Source organism: Pseudonocardia oceanicola (assembly GCF_047200735.1).
Taxonomy (GTDB): Bacteria; Actinomycetota; Actinomycetes; order Mycobacteriales; family Pseudonocardiaceae; genus Pseudonocardia.
The window spans coordinates 36,002-53,521 of record NZ_JBJZON010000009.1 but is presented as its reverse complement, the minus strand read 5'-3'; the positions used below and the strand labels follow the sequence as shown (position 1 = coordinate 53,521).

At 74.3% G+C, this 17,520-nt stretch carries 15 protein-coding genes; 6 read left to right on the top strand and 9 right to left on the bottom strand.

All coding sequences use genetic code 11. The annotated features are described in order from the left end of the window. Positions 1–106: 106 nt before the first annotated feature. Positions 107–1,075: a carbohydrate kinase family protein gene (locus ACL02T_RS15105; protein ID WP_412831342.1), complete on the bottom strand. Its 969-nt coding sequence runs from the start codon at positions 1,073–1,075 to the stop codon at positions 107–109. A gap of 75 nt (positions 1,076–1,150) precedes the next feature. Then, complete coding sequence (locus ACL02T_RS15100) at positions 1,151–1,594, bottom strand: SRPBCC family protein (RefSeq protein ID WP_412831341.1); 444 nt, start codon at positions 1,592–1,594, stop codon at positions 1,151–1,153. Positions 1,595–1,657: 63 nt separating this feature from the next. On the opposite strand from ACL02T_RS15100, the gene ACL02T_RS15095 reads away from it, so the two are divergent. Then, positions 1,658–2,665: a CobW family GTP-binding protein gene (locus ACL02T_RS15095; protein ID WP_412831340.1), complete on the top strand. Its 1,008-nt coding sequence runs from the start codon at positions 1,658–1,660 to the stop codon at positions 2,663–2,665. Between the two features lie 313 nt (positions 2,666–2,978). Here ACL02T_RS15095 and ACL02T_RS15090 read toward each other — a convergent pair whose 3' ends face one another. Next, on the bottom strand, positions 2,979–3,710 hold the full coding sequence (locus ACL02T_RS15090; RefSeq protein WP_412831339.1) for an ABC transporter substrate-binding protein: 732 nt from the start codon (positions 3,708–3,710) through the stop codon (positions 2,979–2,981). Positions 3,711–3,932: 222 nt separating this feature from the next. Between ACL02T_RS15090 and ACL02T_RS15085 the strand changes: the two genes are divergently transcribed. The 3 genes from ACL02T_RS15085 to ACL02T_RS15075 all read left to right on the top strand — a co-directional run bounded on the left by ACL02T_RS15085 (position 3,933) and on the right by ACL02T_RS15075 (position 6,432). Further along, positions 3,933–4,526: a hypothetical protein gene (locus ACL02T_RS15085; protein ID WP_412831338.1), complete on the top strand. Its 594-nt coding sequence runs from the start codon at positions 3,933–3,935 to the stop codon at positions 4,524–4,526. A 270-nt stretch (positions 4,527–4,796) separates the two neighbouring features. Then, a complete protein-coding gene (locus ACL02T_RS15080) occupies positions 4,797–5,270 on the top strand; it encodes a cation:proton antiporter regulatory subunit (protein WP_412831337.1) in 474 nt (157 codons plus the stop codon). Positions 5,271–5,280: 10 nt separating this feature from the next. Continuing rightward, entirely contained in the window at positions 5,281–6,432 is a 1,152-nt protein-coding gene (locus ACL02T_RS15075) for a cation:proton antiporter (RefSeq protein WP_412831519.1), read from the top strand. Positions 6,433–6,469: 37 nt separating this feature from the next. Here the strand turns inward: ACL02T_RS15075 and ACL02T_RS15070 are convergent, their stop codons facing one another. From ACL02T_RS15070 to benA, 6 genes are all read right to left on the bottom strand, one after another. After that, entirely contained in the window at positions 6,470–7,495 is a 1,026-nt protein-coding gene (locus tag ACL02T_RS15070) for a cation diffusion facilitator family transporter (protein ID WP_412831518.1), read from the bottom strand. An 80-nt stretch (positions 7,496–7,575) separates the two neighbouring features. Then, positions 7,576–7,713, bottom strand: coding sequence for a helix-turn-helix domain-containing protein (locus ACL02T_RS15065; RefSeq protein ID WP_412831517.1), 138 nt, complete (start codon positions 7,711–7,713; stop codon positions 7,576–7,578). Between the two features lie 2,675 nt (positions 7,714–10,388). Then, positions 10,389–11,771: a benzoate diol dehydrogenase BenD gene (benD, locus tag ACL02T_RS15060; RefSeq protein ID WP_412831336.1), complete on the bottom strand. Its 1,383-nt coding sequence runs from the start codon at positions 11,769–11,771 to the stop codon at positions 10,389–10,391. 2 nt (positions 11,772–11,773) lie between these two features. Next, positions 11,774–13,225 carry a benzoate 1,2-dioxygenase electron transfer component BenC gene (gene benC, locus ACL02T_RS15055; protein ID WP_412831335.1) on the bottom strand — a complete coding sequence of 484 codons (1,452 nt, stop codon included), beginning with the start codon at positions 13,223–13,225 and terminating at the stop codon, positions 11,774–11,776. Between the two features lie 11 nt (positions 13,226–13,236). Then, positions 13,237–13,791 carry a benzoate 1,2-dioxygenase small subunit gene (gene benB, locus ACL02T_RS15050; protein WP_412831334.1) on the bottom strand — a complete coding sequence of 185 codons (555 nt, stop codon included), beginning with the start codon at positions 13,789–13,791 and terminating at the stop codon, positions 13,237–13,239. A gap of 6 nt (positions 13,792–13,797) precedes the next feature. Continuing rightward, complete coding sequence (benA, locus tag ACL02T_RS15045; protein WP_412831333.1) at positions 13,798–15,195, bottom strand: benzoate 1,2-dioxygenase large subunit; 1,398 nt, start codon at positions 15,193–15,195, stop codon at positions 13,798–13,800. Positions 15,196–15,425: 230 nt separating this feature from the next. Between benA and ACL02T_RS15040 the strand changes: the two genes are divergently transcribed. Both ACL02T_RS15040 and ACL02T_RS15035 read left to right on the top strand, forming a co-directional pair. Beyond that, positions 15,426–16,403 (top strand): LysR substrate-binding domain-containing protein, encoded by a 978-nt coding sequence (locus ACL02T_RS15040; protein WP_412831332.1) that lies wholly within the window; start codon positions 15,426–15,428, stop codon positions 16,401–16,403. After that, on the top strand, positions 16,400–17,509 hold the full coding sequence (locus tag ACL02T_RS15035; RefSeq protein ID WP_412831331.1) for a mandelate racemase/muconate lactonizing enzyme family protein: 1,110 nt from the start codon (positions 16,400–16,402) through the stop codon (positions 17,507–17,509). The genes ACL02T_RS15040 and ACL02T_RS15035 overlap by 4 nt, the downstream gene beginning before the upstream one ends. Positions 17,510–17,520 lie beyond the last annotated feature (11 nt).

The window sequence follows — 17,520 nt, the reverse complement described above, 5'->3', positions numbered from 1 at the left end:
TTGGACCACACCGGGTCTCCCGATCCTCCTTGGCGGGGCAGACCTCCCGGGGCGGGGCAGGTCTCCCGGCGTAGGGCGGGCCGGACGAGGTCGGTGCGGGCGGCTCTCAGTGCAGGGCGGCCCGCAGCTCGTCGGTCGTCGGCGGCTGAGCGCCCCGGCGGGAGCAGGTGATCGACGCCGCGGTCACGCACTCCTCGAGCACCTCGTCGAGGGTCAGCGCCGGCAGCGCGCGCAGGGCGGCCCGGTGCTCCGGCCCGAGCAGGTCCCGCGCGTGCAGGGCGGCCAGCAGGGCGGCGGAGAAGCTGTCCCCGGCCCCCACCGTGTCGACGACGTCGACGGCCCGGCCCGGCATCGACGTCCGGACCCCCGACGCCGTCGCCGCCAGCACACCGTCGCCGCCGAGGGTCACGGCGACCAGCGCCGGGCCGCGCGTCGCCCAGTCGTCGAGCACCTCGCCGGGCGGGACGTCGGGCAGCAGCCAGCGCAGGTCCTCGTCGCTGACCTTGACGACGTCGGCGACCGCGAGCATGTCGTGCACCCCGCGCAGCACCTCGTCGGGTTCGCCCATCAGCCGGGGGCGGCAGTTCGGGTCGTAGCTCACGGTGGCCGATCCCGAGGCTTTGGCCATCAGGCCGCGCAGCACCGCGGCGCCGGGCTCGACGGTCAGCGCCAGCGATCCGGAGTGGAGCGCGACGATCCCGTCGAGAGCCCCGGCGAGCTCCTCCGGCGTCCACTGCCAGTCCGCGGTGCCGACGATGCGGAAGTCGTAGTCCGCGACCCCGTCCGGCCCCACCTCGACCAGGGCCAGCGAGGACTGCTCGGGCGCGTCGACGACGTGGGAGAGGTCGACGGCGTTGCCCGCCAGGTGCGCGCGCAGCCGACGACCCAGGAAGTCCGACCCGAGGCGGGCCAGCATCCGGGCGGGCACGCCGAGCCGCGCCAGGCCGACCGCGACGTTGGCGGGGCTGCCGCCGGGCGCGAACTCGAAGTACCCCTCGGCGGGGGCGGGCACGACGTCGACCAGCGCCTCGCCCGCGACCGCGATCACACCATTTGCCGCCACGCTGTCAGCCACGTCGACAGCGTGCCAGAGGTCATGCCCCGGGCTCAGCTCCCGGCCCTCGGTGCGCGGCTCCTCGGTGCCCGATCCTCAGCGCTCGACGCGGGCGGCCAGGTTGGCGAGCACGCCGTCGTAGATGCGGGTCAGGCCCTTCGGGGCGAAGGTCCGTTCGAAGAACCCGCCGATCCCGCCGGCGCCGTTCCACGTCGTGGTGATCGTGACCGTGCTCGCGCCCTCGCCCGCCGGCTCGACGCGCCAGGTCGTGACCATCGAGGAGTTCGCGTCCTTCTCGACCACGGTGTCCGGCGTCGGCTGGGTGACGTCGGCCTTCACGTGCCGGGTGCGCTTCTTCGTGGCGTGCAGCTTCCAGGTGGCCGAGGTGCCGTCGCCCTGCCCGCCCGTGAGCACGGCGTAGTCGGTGAACTGCTCGGTCAGGATCGCCGGCCTGGTCTCCGTGTAGTCGACGACGGCCGCGCGGACGGTGTCGACGGGGGCGGGGACGATTCGCTCGGCGGTCGCGGTCACCTGTGCCATGCGCCCATCCTGCCCCCGGACCCGCGGCGCGCGGCGGCAGGGGCGCCTGGTAACAGTTCCGGGATGCGGAGGATCCCGGTCGTGGTCGTCGCCGGCTTCCTCGGTGCGGGCAAGACCACCCTGCTCAACCACCTGCTCGCGCACTCGCTCGACGCCCGGATCGGCGTGGTCGTCAACGACTTCGGCGCCATCGGGATCGACGCGATGCTGGTCGGCGGGACCGACGCGATGGTCTCGCTCGGCAACGGCTGCCTGTGCTGCGCGGTGGGGGAGGACGGCGTCGGGCCGCTGCTCGACCGGCTGACCCGGCGCCGGGACGAGCTCGACGTGATCGTGATCGAGGCCAGCGGGATCGCGGAGCCCGGCACCCTGGTCCAGCTGATCCTCGAGGCGGCCAACCCGCACCTGGTCTTCGGCGGGCTGGTCGAGGTGATCGACGCCGTCGAGTTCGAGGCGACGCGGCGGCGGCACCCGCAGGTCGACACGCACGTCGGGCTGGCGGACCTGCTGGTGCTCAACAAGGTGGACCGGGTGGACCCGGGGAAGGTGTGGCGGGTCCGGCGGTTGCTGCGGGAGGCCAACGGGTCGGCCCCGATCGTCCCGGCCGAGCACGGCGTCGTCGATCCGCGGCTGCTGTTCGACATCGAGGTGGTGCCCGGCCGGCAGCTGCTGCTCGGTGAGCGGGTGGCCGCGGACGGCGACCACGCCGACCACCTCCACGCGGCCTACGACAGCGTCGCCTTCACCTCCGACGCCCCGATGGACCCCCAGCGGCTGCGCGACCTGCTCGACCGGCGGCCGGCCGGCGTCTACCGGATCAAGGGTTTCGTGGAGTTCGGCGTGCCCGGGCACCGGCAGAAGTACGTGCTGCACACGGTCGGCCGGTACGTCCGCTTCCGCCGCGCCCGCTGGGAGCCCGGCGAGCCGCGGCACACGAAGCTGGTGCTGATCGGCACGGGGATCGACACGGCGACCGTCGAGGCCGAGCTGGCCGCCTGCGTGGTCGACGACTCCTCCCGCACGGACGCCGACGCCATGCTGCCGGTGCTCCGCTACACGTTCGGGACCTGAGCCGCGGACGGGTCCGGCGTGGTCGGGCTGCTCGGGGGCGACCTGCGGTCGTGATCGCGCGGGGACTCGCCCTGGCCGGCCCCGCCCCCGCGCCGGCCCGCTCCGGATCGGCGGTCAGGCGGTGGCGTGCGTGCCGAGCTCGTCGAGCACCCTGTCCGCCGCGATCGGCCCGATGCCGGAGTACCAGAGGTCGTCGGAGACCTCGTGGGCCCGGCCCTCGGCCACCGCCGGGATGGTCGGCCAGAGCGGCCCGCCGAGCACGCTCGCCTTGTCCCGGCCGCCCGACTCGCCGTAGGAGGCGTAGAAGAGCCGGTCACCGTCGGCCCGCCCCGATCTGCTCCGGCGAGACCTCGGCGAAGGTACCCGGGACCTGCTGGCTCTCGGGTCGCGCCAGGCCGGCCTCGGCGAGGATCGTGCCGATGAACGAGCCCTCGCCGTAGAGCCGGACCGAGCCGCCGGTGAAGCGGACCATGCTGATCGTGGTGCCCGGCGCGAACCCGGCCCCGGTCTCCTCCGCCTTGGCCCGGTAGTCGGCCAGGATCCGCTCCGCGTCGGCCTCCCGCCCGAGGGCCTGCCCGGCGAGCCGCAGGTTCTCGCGCCACGCCACGCCGACCCGCTCCGCGAGGACGGTCGGGGCGATCGCGCTGAGCTGCGGATAGAGCTCCTCGTGCCGCACCTTGTTGGACAGGATCAGGTCCGGGCGCAGGCCGGCGACCGCCTCCAGGTTCAGGTCGGACTGCGTGCCGAGGTTCGTGACGCCGGTGGTGCGGTCGGCGAGGTAGGTCGGCAGCGGGCCGCCCGCGACGGGCGACGTCGCCCCGACGGGCGTGACACCGAGGGCGAGGACGCTGTCCAGCTCGCCGGTGTCGAGCACGACCACCCGCTGCGGGTCCGCGGGCACCTCGGTGGTGCCCATGGCGTGGGTGACGGGGCGGGTCCCGGACGCAGCGGACGACGTGGAACCGGCGCCGTCGCCGGCGGATCCGCACGCGGCGAGCGAGGCGGCCAGGACGACCGCGGCCAGGACGGACAGGAGGCGGTGCACCCGGAAGCTCCTTCGATCGATGATGAGGGTAGGCGAACCTTAGCTACCCGCGCGCCCACTCCTCACCGTGACCGAGCACTCCCCACGTTCCGGTGAGGCTTGCGTCACGTTTCAGCGACGTAACAGGGGTCTGCTCGGTTGCGATGATGTGCGTGGCGGCGCCCTCCCCGGCGCGGCTGCCGCACACCCCCTCCCCGGTGCGACCAGCAAGATCAAGAGGCAATGAGCACGTTCCCCGGCGACGCGTCCGTCGACTTCGTCAAGCAGGCCCCTGCCGACCGCCTGCCCACCCTGATCCGTACCCGATCGGGTTATCGCGTGTTCGATCCCACGCTCACCGCCGGCACCCATTACCAGATCGACGACTCGGGCACCCTCGTCTGGACCCGGCTGCCCGCGGGTTCCACCGCGCTGGCCGTCCTCGCCGTCGGGGCCGCCTCCGGGCTCCTGCTGGGCGACGGTTGGCTCTTCGTGCTGCTGTGGTTCGCCGCCGGGGTCGTGGTCGGGACGGGCCTCGCCGGCCTCGGTCTCACCCTCGTCCACGCGATCAACAGCCCGGAGCGCCGCTACCGCACCCGCACCTGCGGTGCGCCCTTCTCGACGGACGTCACCGACCGTGGGTCGCGGGCCTGGGAGCTGTGCGTCCGGGCCGAGCGGCTGGCGGCGACGAAGTCCTGGGTGGGCGGGCGCGTCGACCGCGAGCGGCAGCTCCCGGAGCTGCTCTGGGCCGGGGTCCTCGGCTCCGGCTGGGCGGCCGAGGAGATCGGCCGGCTGGTCGACCCGTCCACGGGCCCGGACCTGCGCGCTCCCGCCTGAGGCGCTCGGCGCACGAGTCGCCGGTGACGTGATCACCCCCGGTGGACGGGGAGTGCCGAGCAGCCGGGCGAGGTGATCGCGCCACCGCGTGGTCGCGGTCGACGGCGGAGGCCCCGGTCGCCCAGGGACTTCGTGGCCCCGGTGCCGGGACGTTGAGCCCTGCCGCCACGCCTTCGGACGGGCGATCGTCGGCCACATGACGAACGACGGCGACAGCCGTCCCCGGCGCCACGACACCGGGCGCCCGACTCACGGGAGTGCGGTGTGGACGTGACCGAGGTGCTCCTGCCCGGCGTCGGGCTGCGCTACGAGTTCCTCAACAGCGACGGCGACCGCATCGGCGTGGTCGCCCGGAGGTCCGGCGAGTTCGAGGTGGTGGTCTACGAGGGCGACGACCTCGACGAGGCCCGTCCGGTGTTCCGGCTGACCGGGGAGGAGGCCGACACGCTCGCCGAGATCCTGGGCGCCCCGCGGATCGCCGAACGCTTCGCCGACCTCACCAAGGAGGTGCCCGGACTCTCCGCGGGGCAGGTCGAGGTGCGCGTCGGGACCCCCTTCGTCGACCGGACGCTGGGGGCGACGAGGGCGCGGACGCTGACCGGTGCATCGATCGTGGCCATCGTCCGCGGACCCGAGGTGGTCGCCTCCCCGGGCCCCGAGCACGTGTTGCGGGCGGGCGACGTCCTGGTCGTGATCGGGACCCACGAGGGCATCGTGGGCGTGGAACGGATCGTGCAGGGCTGAGCGCGTGCAGATGTCGGTCGCCCTGCTGCTGGAGCTGGGCGCCATCCTGGCCGCCCTCAGCGTGCTCGGGGCGATCGCGCGGCGCGTCGCGCTGTCTCCCGTCCCGCTCTACCTCCTGGCCGGCCTGGCCCTCGGGGAGGGAGGCATCACCCCCGTCCCGGCGGCCGGGGCGTTCGTCGAGATCGGCGCGGCCATCGGCGTGGTGCTCCTGCTCCTGGTCCTCGGCCTGGAGTTCACGCTCCCCGAGTTCACCGCGAGCCTGCGCCGCCACATCTCGTCCGGAGGGGTCGACCTCCTGCTCAACGCGGCACCGGGCGCGGTGGCCGGGTGGCTGCTGGGACTCGACGCCGTCGGCATCCTGGCGCTGGCGGGGGTCACCTACATCTCCTCGTCCGGGATCGTCGCCCGCCTGCTCGGGGACCTGAAGCGCCTGGGCAACCGCGAGACCCCCGCCGTGTTGTCCGTGCTGGTGCTCGAGGACTTCGCGATGGCCGCCTACCTGCCGGTGCTCGCCGTCCTCGCCGCGGGCGGTACGTGGGGTCAGGCGACCGGTGGGGTCCTGCTGGCGGTGGCCGCGGTGGTCCTCGCCCTGGCCGCGTCCCGACGGTGGGGCCGCCACCTGGGGCGGCTGCTCTCGCATCCCGACGACGAGCAGCTGCTGCTGCGGGTGCTCGGCTCCACCCTGGTCGTCGCCGCGCTGGCCGAGGCCGTCCACGTCTCCGCCGCGGTGGGCGCGTTCCTCGTCGGCCTGACGCTCACCGGCCGGGTCGCCGACCGGGCCCGGACCGTGCTGAGCCCGCTGCGGGACCTGTTCGCCGCGCTGTTCTTCCTGGGCATCGGCCTGTCGGTCGACCCGGGCGCGCTGGTGCCGCTGCTGCCTGCGGCCGTGGCGCTGGCCGGTGTCACCGCGGCGACCAAGGTCGCGGCCGGCTGGTACGCCGCGGCGCGCGACGGTGCCGGTCGGCGGGGCCGGGTGCGGGCGGGCACCGCACTGATCGCCCGGGGCGAGTTCTCCATCGTGATCATCGGCCTGGCCGGGGCGTCCCACGAGCGACTCGGCGCCCTGGTGACGGCCTACGTCCTCCTGCTGGCCGTCGCCGGGCCGGTGATCACCCGCATGGCCGGCACCCGGCCGCGCGCCCGACCGGCCGCGTCCCGGTGAGGTCGCCACCCCGCACCGAGGTGGCCCGCGTGACCGGTCAGGCACCTGGCGGTTCCCCGCCGGGCCTCGACCTGGGCAGGTGCACCGGGCCGTGGGGGTCGGCACAGTGCGGCGCGCGCCCGTCCTCGGATCGGGCAGGGTCCTCGCCGCCCGGCCACGGACCGGAGTCCCCGCTGCCCGCCGGGGCGTCCCCGTCGCGGTGATCCACCTGCAGCGTGGTGTGGTCCAGTCCGTGCTCGTCGTGCAGCACCCGCTCGATCACGCGCCGGACCTCGTGGCAGTCGGCCTCCGGCCGGGCGAGCACGTGGGCGGACAGTGCGGGCCTGCCGGAGGTGATCTCCCAGACGTGCAGGTCGTGGACCTCCGCGACCCCCGGGACCTCGGCCAGCCGCCCGCCGAGCGCCTCGGGGTCCACGTCCCGTGGCGCGGCCTCCAGGAAGATCCGCCCGGACTCGCGCACCAGGCCCCAGCCCGCCCTGACCATGAGCCCGGCCACGAGCAGCGCCGCGATCGCGTCCGCCCGGTCGAACCCGGTGAGGAGGACCACGAGCCCCGCCACCGCCGTCGCGATGAACGCGAAGAGGTCGTTGAGGATGTGCTGGAAGGCGCCCTCGACGTTGAGGCTCGACCGGTCCGCGCGGCTGATGCACCACGAGGCGGCGAGGTTGACGACGATGCCCACCAGCGCGGTGACGAGCACGGCCAGGCCCGCGACCTGCGGCGGCGTCAGCAACCGCTGGATGCCCTCGTACACGAACCACACCGCGAGCAGCAGCAGGGTGATCCCGTTGGCCTGGGCCGAGAGGATCTCCGCGCGCGGCAGGCCGTAGGTGTAGCCGCCCCGGGCCGGCCGGGCGGCGAGCCGGAGGGCGACGAGCGCGAGCGCGATCGAGGCGGCGTCGGTGAGCATGTGCGCCGAGTCCGTGATCAGCGCCAGCGAGCCGGCGAGCAGGCCGACGACGAATTCGACGACCATGAACGCCACGATCAGGCCGAGCGCCAGACCCAGCCATCGCCGGTCCGCCTCGGCACGCACGCCGTGCCCGTGGCCCTGCGCTCCCATCCGCGCACCGTAGGTCGGCCCCGACCACCCGGCAACGCGGCGGGCGGCACGGTCCCGGTGCGCCCACCGCCTGCACGCCGTCAGCCCGTCGTGCGCGGGAAGTGGGCGGCGAGCTCGGAGCGCGACCGCACGCCGAGCTTTGCGTAGGTGCGCGTGAGGTGGAACTGCACGGTCTTCACCGACAGCAGCATCTCCGCCGCGACCTCCTTGTTCGTCATGCCACCGGCGACCAGCCCGGCGACCGTGCGCTCCTGCTCGGTGAGGGCGTCGAGGTCGTTGTCGTGCAGCCGGGACCCCGGCCGGCCGGTCTTGAGCTCCCGGTCGCAGCGCTCCATGTACACGCGCGCGCCGAGCGAGGCGAACCGCTGCCGGGCGGCGGCGAGGACCGCGCCCGCGTCCCGCCGCCTGCCCGCCCGGCGCAGGATCAGGCCGTGGGCGAAGTCGACGCGCGCCTTCTCGTACGGCAGCGGCAGGCCCTCGAGCCGGGCCCGGGCGGCGACGAACGCCTCCTCCGCGGCGGCCGTGTCGCCCCGCACCCCGAGCAGCCGGCCGCGGACGTAGCCGAGCCGGGCCGCCGCGGACCGGTGCCCCCGCCGCCGGACGAGCTCCTCGAGCGGGCGCAGGAACTCGTCGGCCTCGCCGAGCCGGTCGGTCACGACGAGGGCGTTGGCGTAGAGGTCGTGCCAGGGGCCAGAAGCCGGGCTCGTCGAGCCCGCCGCGCGGGGCCCGGGTGGCGAGCGGCGCGAGGTGCCGGACGACGGCGTCGTAGTCCGAGGCCGCCTCGGCCACGTGCGCGCGTGCCAGCAGCGCCGGCACGGTCATCACGGCGTAGTCGTGCTCGGCGGCCGTGCCCAGCTCGACGTGCCGCGCCGCCTCCTCGGGCTCGCCGCGCAGCGCGTGGACCTGCGCACCCGTCCAGTGCACCAGCGGTCGGAGGAGCTCCAGGTCCGTGGCGCCGAGCAGCAGCCGGGCCCGGTCGACGTTCTGCAGGGCACCGGACCAGTCGCCGAGCGCGAAGCGGGTGCGGGCCAGCCAGCACAGCGCCCACAGCAGGATCCGGTTCGACCCGCCCTGCCCGACGCCCGCGACGGCGTACTCCAGCTCGCGGCGGGCGGCCTCCGGTTCGTCCTGGGCCAGCAGCAGCCAGCCCAGTCCCATCCGCGCCCGCTGGTGCTGCGGACCGGCCGGGCTCTCCCGGGTCGCCGCGTGGTAGGCGGTGAACGCCTCCTCGATCTCGCCGCGTGCGGCGTGTCCGAGCCCGACGATGGCCCGGGTCTCCACCGCCGCCGGCGAGCCGGGGTCGGCGTGCTCGATCGCCCGGCCGGCCCACCGGACCAGCTGCTCGCCGTCCCAGTCGGCGAGGGCGTGCAGGACGTGCCGCTGGCAGACCCGCGCGGCGGCCCCCCGGTCCGTCCCGCGCCCGCGCCAGGCACTGTCGAGGTAGGAGGTGGCCTCGGCCCGGCGCCCGCGCTGGATGGCGACGTAGGCGAGGACGGCGTCCCGCCGGGGCCCGGGCGGCAGCGCCTCGACGTCGGACAGCGCGTCGACGGCCTGCCCGAGCAGCCCGGCCCCGGTGAGCGCGTCGACGGCCTGGAGCAACCGGTCCTCCCGGTCCGCGCGGCGCGGACTGATCCGGCTGGCGTCGATGAGCGCGCCGGCGACGACCGCCCAAGCGCCCTCGTCGGCCTTGCGCCGGGCCAGGTCCAGCAGCTCGCCGGCCAGCTCGGCGTCGGGCAGCGGGGTGGCCTCGACCCGGTGCCGGAGGCACTCGGTCTCGTCCCGGACGACGCCGGCGGCCCGCTTGTGCAGGTCGTGCCGGCGGCCGGGGGAGAGGGTGGCGTGCACCGCCCCGCGCACGAACCGGCCGGGGAAGGTCAGCGTGTCCAGCCCGTGCCCGGCGGCGGGGGAGAGGAGCCCGGCGGCGAAGGCCTCGTCGAGTGCGCCGATCGGGTCCGTGACGCCGCCCAGCTCGGCGGCCTCGGCGAGGATCGGGGTGTTGCCGAGAACGGCGGCGGCCTCGACGAGGGTGCGGGCCGGTGGGGAGGCGGCGTCGAGGGCGGCCTCGACCCGCTCCCGCACCGAGGTGGGTGCGGGCAGCCGGGTCTGCCAGTCCGACCAGCGCGCCGGCGGGCTGTCCCGCAGGATCTCCAGCAGGTGGCGGGGCACGCCGCCGGTGTGCTCGCGGAGCCGGCGGGCCACCGGGATCGGCAGGTCGATGCCCGCGGCCCGCGCGGCCAGCAGCCGGGTCTGCTCGGCGGTCAGCGGCGCCACCGTGATCCGCCGGGCGGGCAGCCGGTCGAGGACGTCGCGCGTGTCGGGGTGAGCCCGGGCGTCCGGACCGGTCCGGGCCGCGAGCACGACCAGCAGGCGCGCATCGGTCACCCGGACCACGGCCGAGGCGACCGCCTGCAGCGACGCCGGGTCGGCGGCGTGCGCGTCGTCGACCACCACGGCGAGCGGGGCCGCGGCGGCCCGGGCCCGCCAGCACGCGGCGAGCGCCTCGCCCCAGGCGCCGGGGTCGACCGGCCCCGTGCACGAGTACCCGTCGAGCCGCCGGGCGAGCGCCCCGGGCCGCCCGGCCTCCCACGCCAGGCCCTCGGCCCGCACGGTCGCGAGCCCGGGCCGGCGGGCGAGGAACCGGCGCAGCAGGGTCGTCCTGCCGACGCCCGGCACGCCCTCCACCACCACGACCACCGGGATGCCGGCGGTGGCGTCGGTGACCTCCGAGAGTGCCGCGTCGAGCCCCGCGGACTCCGCGTCCTGCCCGACGACGTGCGCCGGGTGTCCACCGGCCCCGTCGACAGCGCCGGCACCCTCGCCGACCCGCGTGCTCATGCGGCCACCGTAGAAGGCCGCCGGGCGGGGAGGCACGCTCCCCGCCCGGCCGCACGGGTCATCCGGGGTCGCCGCCGGCGACCGGGAGCACGGACCCGGTGATGTAGGAGGCCTCGTCCGACGCCAGGAACAGGATTGCCGCGGCCTGCTCGTCGAGCGTGCCGTAGCGGCCCAGGAACGACGAGGAGAGCGTCTGGTCGACGTGCGCCTGGAACCAGGCCTGCTCCTGCTCCGACCGGGCCTGCGGGGTGCCTCGGGAGATCCGGCGCGGCGGCGCCTCCGTGCCGCCGGGTGCGGTGGCGACGACCCGGATCCCCTTGTCGGCGTACTCGAACGCCAGCGACGCGGTCAGCGCGTTGATGCCACCCTTCGCGGCCGAGTACGGGATCCGGTGGACCCCGCGGGTGGCCGCCGACGAGACGTTGACGACCACCCCGTGGCCGCGTTCCACCATGCCCGGCAGCACCGCCCGGCAGCAGTAGAGCGTCGGCATGAGCGACCGGCGGATCTCGGCCCCGATCTCGGCCTCGGCGAACTCGGTGAACGGCTTGAAGTGGATCGCGCCGCCGACGTTGTTCACCAGGACGTCGATCCGACCCTGCCAGCTCACCGCCTCGCGCAGCGCGGCCTCCGCGGAGGTGAAGTCCTCCAGGTCGGCCTCGATCGCGAGGGTCTTCGCGCCGTCGGCGAGCAGGCCCTCGGCGACCTCGTGGACCAGCGGCGACCGGTCGAGCAGCACCAGCTGTCCGCCCTCGGCCGCGGCGCGTTCGGCGACCGCCCGCCCGATGCCCTGCGCGGCGCCGGTGACCACCACGACCGTGCGGTCGAAGCGGCCCGGCGTCACGAAGCGGGGACGGCGGGCGGCGGCGTTGTCGGCCATCGCCCGGCGGGTCGTCTCCTTGGAGCGGTCCGCGTGCTCGGTGATGAGCTGCCGCGCGGTCTCCCGGTCCTCGGCCTCGATCGCGGCGACGATCTCGAGGTGGTCCCGGGCGCACCGGGGATGGCACCAGGTCGCGGTGCGCAGGGACTGCTCCATGTGCCCCTTGACCCCGAGCGCGGTGTAGGCCTGCGAGAGGTGCTCGTTGCCGGTGAGGGTGAACAGGTAGTCGTGGAAGGCCGCGTTGGCCTCGGTGTAGCCGGCGGCGTCGACGAACCGGTCGCCCTCGACGTGGGGCAGCGTCGCCTCGGCGAGCAGCCGGTACCCGGTGAGCTGCCGGGAGGTCAGCCTGCCCACGACGAGTTCGAGCGCGCCGAGCTCCAGGGCGCGGCGGGCGTCGAAGATCGCGTCGGACTCGCGGACCGACGGGTGCTCCTCGCCGATCTCGTACCCGTCCTCGCCCACCGCGGCGGGCGGCAGGGGTGCCGGCGCCGGCCGGTGCAGTGGCGCGAGGTCCGCGGCCGGGAAGAGCTCCTGGCCGGCCGCGCCGCGGCCGCCCGCCACGATCAGGGCGTCGTCCGGGGCGAGGGGGTGCGGCTCGCCGGGGGCAGCTCGGTGCGGAACAGCTCCTGCCCGCAGACGACCCGCGCGGTGTCGGCGGACGCCCCCTGGCCGGTGCCGAGCGGCTCGAGCTCGACCGCCGGGGCGAGTTCCTGCCCGTCGACGGCGCGGCCCTCGCCGCCGAGCACGACCAGCCCGTCGCCGTCCCCGGCCGGGGTGACCGGGACCGCGGGCCGCACGGTGGTCTGCTCGGTGGTCTGCTCGGTGCCCTCCGCCGTCGTCGTGCTCCCGGTGTCCGTGGCCCGGTGGTCGGCGGCAGCCTCCGGAACCCGCTCATCGACGTCCCCGGCGGACGCCGCGAGCGCGAACTTCTCGTAGTAGAACCCGGCGGGCCGGATGCCGCGGTCGGCGAAGTGGCTCCGCACCGCGTCGACCATCGCCGGCGGCCCGCAGAGGTACACGGCCGTGGCGCCCGCGTGCAGGTGCTCGGGCTCGATCAGCGAGGTGACGTAACCCTGGTTCCGTGCCGCGGTGTTCTCGTCCGCGACGCAGGAGTCCCAGGTCAGGTTGGGGATCGAGACGGCCAGCCGCTCGATCGTCGCCAGCTCGACCACGTCCGCGTCGGTCGTCGCCCCGTAGATCAGGTGCACCGGGCGGGTGCTGCCGAGCGCGTCGAGGGTGCGCAGGATCGACAGGATGGGCGCGAGCCCGGTCCCACCGGCGAGCAGCAGCAGCGGATCGGCCGAGTCGCCGCCGGGGACGGACTGGCGCAGGAAGAAGCTGCCGTGCGGGCCGGTGAAGGAGACGTCGTCACCGACCCGGGCCCGCTCGGTCAGCCAGGTGGACATGACCCCGCCCGGGGTGAGCTTGACCAGGAAGGTCAGCGCGTCGTCGGCGGGGGCGTTGCTGAAGGAGTAGGAGCGCGACTCCTCCGCGCCCGGCACCGCGATGTTGACGTACTGCCCGGGCAGGAAGGCGAGCTTCTCCCGCTCCGTGATCTCGATGGTCAGCGCGACCGTGGTCGGCGAGAGCCGCTCGAGCCCGGTGACCGTGCCGCGGTAGGTCGCGGCGCTGGTCTTCGCGACCGCCGAGGTGCTCGCGATCTGCAGTACCAGTTCCGAGCGCGGCCTCATCTGGCAGGTCAGGACGTAGCCCTGCGCCTCCTCGTCGGGAGCGAGCGCGTCGTCGAGGTAGCTGCCGCCGTCGAACTCGCCGGATTCGCAGAAGGCCTTGCAGGTGCCGCACACGCCGTCGCGGCAGTCCATCGGGATGTTGATCCGGGACCGGTACGACGCGTCGGCGACGGTCTGGTCCTCGGCGCAGGTGATGAAGCGGGTGACGCCGTCCTCGAAGGTGAGGGCGACCCGGTGGCTCGCCGACGCCGGGGCCGCCGGGCGGGTCGGCGGGGTGGTCGACGGTGTGGTCGACGGTGTGGTCGACGCGGCGGGAGCGCTCATGGTGCCCCTCCTCAGAAGTGGTAGACGTCGACCACGTGGTGGATGTAGTCGTTCTTGAGCACCACGGTCTTGCGGCGGATCAGCGGGCCCCCGGAATTCGACAGCGCGCCGGAGAAGTCGATCGTGGAGAACGACGTGCCGTAGTACGGGTCGACCGTCTTGTAGCGGAAGTACATGGTGTGCCAGTTGAAGCGCACGTCCACCAGGTCGCCGCGACGCTCGATGACCTCGACGTTGCTGATGTTGTGGCTGGTCCGCGGCTCGGGCAGCGAGGTGGCGCTGGAGCGCTCGGTGCGGATCCGGAAGACCCGGTCCTCCAGACCGCCCTTGTTGTCGTAGTAGACGAGCGAGATGTCGCGCTGGGGGTCCTCGGTGAGCCGGTCGTCGTCGCCCCAGGAGGGCATCCAGTAGACGACGTCGTCGGCGTAGCACTCGAGCCACTTCTCGAACTCGCGGTCGTCGAGGTACCGCGCCTCGCGGTAGAGGAACTGCTCGATCATGTTCTGGGTGATCAGCTTGTCGCCGGTCCGCTCGGTGTCGGTGCGGCGCTGCTCCGTGGTGGTCATCGGCGGTCAGCCCTTCTCGCTCGCGATGGCGGAGTCGTGCTCGGCCTGCTCCTTCTCGAGGGCGGCGAGCATGGTCCGCCGCCAATAGCCGTGCTGGACGGGGTAGAGGCCCTCGTCCTCGTTGCGCATCCCGGCGGAGATCACGCCGTCCATGCCGAGGGACGTCGCGACCTCGTCCGGGCCGGTGAGCCAGTGCTCCGCGCCGCGGCTCATGTCGTTCCACGGGGCCGCGGTGGCGCGGAAGGTGAGCTGGCAGGAGCGGAACTCCTCCAGGTCGTCGGGGGTGGCCATGCCGGAGGCGTTGAAGAAGTCCTCGTACTGGCGGATCCGGTGCGCACGGGCCTCGGCGCTCTCGCCCTCGGGCGCGATGCAGTAGATCGTGACCTCGGTCTTGTCCGGCGCGATCGGCCGGAAGTGCCGGATCTGGGTGGAGAACTGGTCCATCAGGTAGACGTTCGGGTAGAGGCACAGGTTGCGGCTGCCCTTGACCATGAACTCGCCCTTGGCCTCGCCGAACTGCTCCTTGAGCTCGTCCATCCGGTCCCACAGCGGGCGGTCCTGCGGGTTCGCCGCCCAGGTCCACAGGCACAGGTGGCCGTTCGGGTAGGACCAGTAGCCGCCGCCGGACTTGCCCCAGCCGCCGGCGTCGAGCGCCTTGGTGGAGTTCGTCGACTCGCCGGTGCCGCGCCGGGAGGTGGTGGCGGCGTAGTTCCAATGGGTGGCCGAGACGTGGTAGCCGTCGGCGCCGTTCTCCGCCTGGACCTTCCAGTTGCCGTCGAAGGTGTACGTGGAGCTGCCGCGCAGCACCTCGAGGCCCTCGGGGGACTGGTCGACGAGCATGTCGATCACCGTGACGGTGTCGCCGAGGTGCTCGTCGAGCGGCACGACGTCCGCGTTGAGGCTGCCGAACAGGAAGCCGCGGTAGGAGTCGAAGCGGGCGACGCGGGTGAGGTCGTGCGAGCCGTCGACGTCGAACGTGTCCGGGTAGCCGGCGCCGTCGGGGTCCTTGACCTTGAGGAGCGTGCCGTCGTTGCGGAAGGTCCAGCCGTGGAACGGGCAGGTCAGGGTCATCCGGTTGTCGGTCTTGCGCCGGCACAGCATCGCGCCGCGGTGCGCGCACGCGTTGATCAGGCAGTGCAGCTCGCCGTCCTTGCCGCGGGTGATGACCACGGGCTGGCGGCCGACGGAGGTGGTGAAGTAGTCGCCGGGGTCCGGGACCTGGCTCTCGTGGGCCAGGTAGACCCAGTTGCCCTCGAAGATGTGCCGCAGCTCCAGCTCGAAGATCTCCTCGTCGGTGAAGATGCGGCGGTTGGCGCGGTAGACCCCGGCGGCGGGGTCTTCGACGACGCTGCTGTCGACGACCGTGCGCACCCGGGAACGGGACACGTCGGCGGTGGCGGTCATGGGTGGGCCTCCCGGTCGAGTCGGCGGTGAGTCGAGTTCGGTGTCGCATCCGACTCTCGCGCCGGACCGCGGGGCTTCGCGTCAGCACTCTGCCTAGTTCTGACCCAGCACTTTTTCGGACGCCAGATGTCTCAATGAAGCTGCACTAGGTCTTTGTGTGTGCAGGACGGCGGTCCTACCGTGGAGGCACCGGACAGCCCGGTCGAGTGACCCGACGGAGGGAGAGCGGCATGGAGATCCGCCAGCTGCGCTACTTCGCCACGGTCGCGGAGACCCGGCACTTCGGCCGGGCCGCCGAACGCCTGCACATGGCGCAGTCGCCGCTCTCGCAGGCGATCCGCCAACTCGAGGCCCACGTCGGCGCCACGCTGTTCCACCGCACCACCCGCCGCGTCGACCTCACCCCCGCCGGCGAGGCCTTCCTGCGGGACGCCCTGCGCATCCTCGACTCGGTCGAGGCGGCCCGGGAGCGCGTCCAGCGCATCGGCGACGGGCACAGCGGCCTGCTGCGCGTCGGCTGCACCGGCCTCGCGGCCTACAAGCAGCTGCCGCAGCTGGCCCGGATCGCCGCCCGCGAGCTGCCCGGACTGATCCTCCGCTACGTCCCCGACCTGCTCACGCCGGCGCAGGAGGAGGCCCTCGCGGAGGACCGCATCGACCTGGCCGTGCTGCGCCCGCCGCTGCGCCGCCCCGGGCTGGTGTCCCGGCCCGTCGCCCGCGAGCGGCTGACGCTCGCGGTGCCGGCCGGGCACCGGCTGGCCGGCGAGGAGCCGGTCGGCCTGCACGAGCTGCACGACGAGGACTTCGTCGTCTACGGGGCCCGGGACTCGGTCGTCGACGCGGCCGTGACCCAGGCCTGCCTCGGCGCCGGGTTCCTGCCGCGGCGCACCCACGAGGTCGCCGAGACCTCGGTCATGCTCACCCTCGTGGCCGCCGGACTCGGTGTGGCGCTGTTGCCCGAGTCCGCGCTCGCCCTCGGCGTCGACGGCGTCCGGTACGTCCCGGTCGCCGACCGGAGCACACCCGGCCCCGACGGCACGGCCGAAGCGCCCCACGTCGACCTCGCGCTCGCCTGGCGGGCCGACGAGGCGAACCCCGCCCTCGCGCGGCTGGTGGAGGTCCTGGAGGCCAACGGCTTCGTGCCGCCCGAGGCCCCGGCCCGCCCGCGCACCGACCGCGTCCCCGCCCACCCCGGAGAGGCCCGATGAAGATCGCGCACGTCGAGGCGATCCCCTTCGCGATCCCGTACCGCAAGCCGCTGCGTTTCGCCTCCGGCGAGGTGCACACCGCCGAGCACGTGCTGGTGCGCGTGCACACCGACGACGGTGTGGTCGGGGTCGCGGAGGCGCCGCCGCGCCCGTTCACCTACGGCGAGACCCAGCAGTCGATCGTCGCGGTGATCGACCGGATCTTCGCGCCCGAGGTGGTGGGGCTGTCGCTGCTGGAGCGCGAGGTGATGCACGCCCGGCTGGAGCGCACCGTGGGCAACCCGGCGGCGAAGGCCGCGCTGGACATGGCCTGCTGGGACGCCCTGGGCAGGACCCTGGATCTGCCGGTGACCCAGATGCTGGGCGGGTACACCGACCGGATGCGGGTCTCGCACATGGTCGGGTTCGCCTCGGACGAGGCGATGGTCGCCGACGCCGAGCGGATGCGCGACACCTACGGGGTCACCGTGTTCAAGGTGAAGGTGGGCCGCCGGCCGGTCTCCCTCGACGTGGCCGCCTGCCGGGCGCTGCGCGCCGCGCTGGGGCCGGAGGCGGAGCTCTACGTCGACGGCAACCGTGGCTGGACGCCGGCGGAGGCCGCGCGCGCCCTGCGCGCCATGGACGACCTGGACCTCACCCTGTCCGAGGAGCTCTGCCCGGCCGACGACGTCCTGGGGCGCCGCTGGCTCACCGCCCGGACCACGATCCCGACCGTGGCCGACGAGAGCGCCACGACCCCCGGCGAGGTCACCCGCGAGCTGCTCGGCGGCTCCGCGACGATGATCAGCATCAAGACGGCCCGGACCGGGTTCCACACCTCGCAGGCCATCCTCCACCAATGCGCGGGGATGGGCGTGGAGGTCGTGCTGGGCAACCAGGTCGACGGCCAGGTCGGCACCGCGTGCACCGTCGCCTTCGGTGCCGCGCACCGGCACAGCTCCCGGCGCGCCGGCGAGCTCTCGAACTTCCTGGGCATGTGCGACGACCTGCTCACCGAGCCGCTGGAGATCCGCGGCGGGGAGCTGGCCGTCCGTCCGGGACCGGGCCTCGGGATCGAGATCGACCCCGACAAGCTCGCGCACTACCGCACCGATCGAACCAGCTGAACCGACGCACA